Source organism: Priestia sp. P5_B4 (genome assembly GCF_056400385.1).
Genome location: NZ_JBFULJ010000350.1, coordinates 1 through 3,823, shown reverse-complemented (window position 1 = coordinate 3,823; position 3,823 = coordinate 1). Strand labels below are relative to the sequence as shown.

3 protein-coding genes and 1 pseudogene are annotated in these 3,823 nt (G+C 29.2%); 3 read left to right on the top strand and 1 reads right to left on the bottom strand.

Annotated features, from left to right (window positions below):
* Positions 1–549: 549 nt before the first annotated feature.
* The 3 genes from AC1DRF_RS19080 (at position 550) to AC1DRF_RS19070 (ending at position 3,110) form a co-directional block, all read left to right on the top strand.
* Positions 550–1,284: a MerR family transcriptional regulator gene (locus tag AC1DRF_RS19080; RefSeq protein WP_016766065.1), complete on the top strand. Its 735-nt coding sequence runs from the start codon at positions 550–552 to the stop codon at positions 1,282–1,284.
* Positions 1,285–2,077: 793 nt separating this feature from the next.
* A complete protein-coding gene (locus tag AC1DRF_RS19075) occupies positions 2,078–2,551 on the top strand; it encodes a MerR family transcriptional regulator (RefSeq protein ID WP_279621307.1) in 474 nt (157 codons plus the stop codon).
* Positions 2,552–2,888: 337 nt separating this feature from the next.
* A complete protein-coding gene (locus tag AC1DRF_RS19070; RefSeq protein WP_075422544.1) occupies positions 2,889–3,110 on the top strand; it encodes a helix-turn-helix domain-containing protein in 222 nt (73 codons plus the stop codon).
* 97 nt (positions 3,111–3,207) lie between these two features.
* On the opposite strand, the pseudogene AC1DRF_RS19065 reads toward AC1DRF_RS19070, so the two are convergent.
* Positions 3,208–3,823 (bottom strand): annotated as a pseudogene (locus AC1DRF_RS19065) (DUF4365 domain-containing protein); the annotation flags it as partial.

Here is a 3,823-nt window from a genome sequence, read left to right as displayed (position 1 = left end):
GTATTATTATAAGTCCTTAAATTAAAAAGAATGCTTTAACTTTCCTTTTGGCTCTGCTAAACTTAATCATTTTATCTTTGATATATCATTAGTTGAATGAAGCTATTTTAGAGCTATTACCCTATTTGCGTGTTCTAATATCCAAATATGAGTTGAACTTAAGGTGAATTTAAGGARGGATTCGGGTTTGCGAATAAAAAAAGAACTTATTTTTTAGTTAAAATGCATTTTTTGTTGAACTTAAGATTAACTTAAATGCATTTAAACGATAATTAAATCAATAATAAGTTTTTTCCGTTTCGTTTTAATCAATAATGATAGTTATTGATTAAAAGATAAAACAATAATCTTATTCAGGAATTAGTTATTACATTATTATTGCTTTAAGATTTACATAGAAGAAGTTAGCAGTTAATATAGAATCAATAATGAGATAAGAACAATGTTATTAGAATCTACGTTAATAATCCTATGGTACGTTTCACTTCAAAATCAATTGCATGATTCTTGTATTATATTAATTATTAATTGACATATGGAGGTGTAGTTATGTCTGAAAAATTGTACTTACCAAAAGAAGTGGTAAATATACTGGGTATCTCTGGAGATTTGCTTCGTAAATGGTGCGAAGAATTCAATATTATTACAGAGTGGACAGGCACTGATTATGGAAAAGGTCATAGAAGGTTTACAAAAGAGAATCTAGAGACACTTAACAGTATAAAGAAGAAAATTCATGAGCAAGGTTGGTCCTGGGATCAAGTGAAACAATGGCGTAATGGTGAAGAAATGACTATTAATGACCACGTAGAACGGTCTATTTTAGAAAAGAAGATAGATCACCTAATTGAAGGTCAGAACCAACAAATAGAATTTAACAGGATTCTTTCAGAAAAATTGGAGCTTCTAACAAAGGAACTTATTTCTACTCAAAAAGAGTTAGCTATTGCAAATAAAGAAATTGCAGCAACAAAGCAGCAAATGATTGAAGTAAAAACAGAAAATAAAGACTTAGAAGCATACATAGAAAACAGCCTAAAAAAACGTGATAAAATTCTTCTTGAAAACATTAGAAAAACTCAAGAAACGCTAAAAGATAATTCAGCTGAACAGGAGTTAAATCAAAGCAAACAGAATTTTGAAGAACTGATAAATACTAATCTAAAAGAGTTATTAAAACAAAGAGATGAAGACCTTTTAAATGCATTTACTCATACTCAAAAAGAGTTGATTAAAGAACAAAATCAAAAGAAGACATTATGGCAAAAGCTATTCTCAAACTAGGAAAAATCATTCCTAGTTTTTTATTTTGTTAACTAACAAATAATAAAAAACAATAATATCTTTATTTAATTATTTATCAATTTCATAAAAATATCTAAATCGGAATTTACTTATGATTGCTTTAATTATCATTTTAAGATTAATTTTATGTTCAACTGAATTTTATTGCTTAATTATAACAAACATGCTGTTAAATTATTGAAAACATCAACGTGCAAAAAATCAATAATTTAAAAGATAATTCATTTATTCTTTTACAAACACAACTTTAAAATGTTTTAAGTTTAATAAAACCGGAAATGAATTATTATTGTTTTATTTCCGAGTTTATAGATTTGTAATTCCCTAAATAAAACAGGAATTCAAAAATAGATTTTTATTTAACAAAAGATTTAATCCTCTAAAAATAAAACTCTAACATTTATCAATGCTACAATTAGCTCATCTGGCACCATGACGACTTTGTTATATCTAAATTATTGACTCAAATCCAACACTTTAAAATTAAGATAGCACTATTTAATGATTTATTAGATTAATCTCTTTAGATAGTTTATGTTTATATAGCTAAATGCATCGCTGAATCAGGAAAAACCATCACGATGAGGGGAGAGGCCAAATATTTAATCTATGACGTTAGTAAATAGCTAAACATGATAATATACCCTCAATTGAGAATACCGATTACTATAGTAACAATAGCATTACAAGATATAATATCTCGTTCTCTTATTAATTGAAGGTTTTAACGTATATACCTAGAATAGTTCTCTTGATAAGAGGAGGTGATCATATGTTGAGAGTCATAACCGCAGAAGCAGCATATACCACCGAAGAATTAGCTGATATACTTGGTTTGCCCATAGCAACTATACGAAAATACAACTTCCATTTTGCCAAAATTGGTGTGCAATTCACTAAAAAAAACGGTAGATTAGCTTATACGAACGACGACGTTACCATCTTTCATGAACTAAAAAGAATTTATGCTCATCCCGAGATGACCTTAGAAAAAGCCGTTATAACCGTTGCAAAAAAATTCAACCTAGTACCAGACACTCCACCAAACATTTCAACTGAAAAGCAAACCCTTAGCTTAGAATCATGTGAGGTACAAATGAAAGAGATACAAAGCTATATCGATGCCAAGTTTGAGGAACGCGAACGTCAATTAATCTCAATGGCTCGTGAAATTCGAGCGTTAAAAAAAGCACAACAACAAAAGAAGAGTTTTTATAAGTGGTTAAAAACCTTTTTTGAAAAATGATTTGCTAGAATGGTGGTATCTCGTTATCTAATATTCACACAAAAAAACCTTTTCCCTCTAGGTAAAGGTTTTTTGTGTGAAGTCTAATTTCAAAGAATACCGGTAACAAAGACCGCCCAATATGTATCAGTGTATAAGGCGGTCTTAACTGTATTCATGCTATATGATTATGACCAAAATATCGACATTATTCCAACTCTGCATAAGCAATATTTATATACTGTTTATTTTATAGTTTATTATATGTTGTAAATTAAGCTTTTTGCCTGTTTTTTTATACAAAAATGTATAGTTTTTTTAGAATGCGTCCATCCTTTATAAAAAGGAGTGTGTTAGTATGCCTAAAATCACTAAAAAAAGTAAGTTAGGAAAATACCTAATGGGCAAGGGCTATACTCAAACCAAATTAGTTAAAGCAACTAATTTAAATAGACATACAGTTAGTAAAATTTATAATGACTCAAATTATATTCCATCTGGCTCAACCATAAAAAAAGTGATGAATATCTTAAAAAAACTTGACTCGAAGGCGAAAGTAGAAGACTTTTTTAACTTATAAGCCCTATCATAGGCAAATAGGGCTTATTTATTGCATTAAGGATAAAAAAACTTATAAAAGGTTACTAGCAATCTATATATAGAAGAAAATGAGCGTACTACTTCAAGTTTTGATAAAAACGGTAGATTGGAAATTCCATTATTTCTTCTTTTTCCTCACCAGGAAGAGTAGCAAATATTCTCTTGGCTTTTGTCTTATTTTCCAACAAAACTTCACATGCAAAACATATTGTTTGCTCTTTATTAGTTTCTGCTCTTGCTTGTATGTTATAAAGATCATTTCGTTCATCTTCTGATAATTCATGGCCCTGCTTGAGTTTAATGAGATAAATATTAACCTTTGCAATTTCATCTTCAGAATACTTAGCTAAGTATCGTTGGTTTAGATCAAGAGCAAGCTCTAAATAATTTTCATCGAGGGTTTTATCATAAAAGTCTATATACTCTAAAGAACTAGTAATTGTTAAGTCAGCTTGTATATCATGATGTTCATCGGCAAAAGATAATTTTACTATGTCAAAATCAAAGTTTGTATCTTTCACCATTTCTTCAATTTTTCGAGAAGCGAAAATGCTTACTTTTTGGTCATAATTTTCCCGATTATCAGATAACATAACAGGTTCAACAGTATCCTGCCCGTGATTACTAGCTACATCTGTTATAGACGAATATCTACCCGTTATTTTTAACGCTTCTTCACTATAAAGGTTAAGG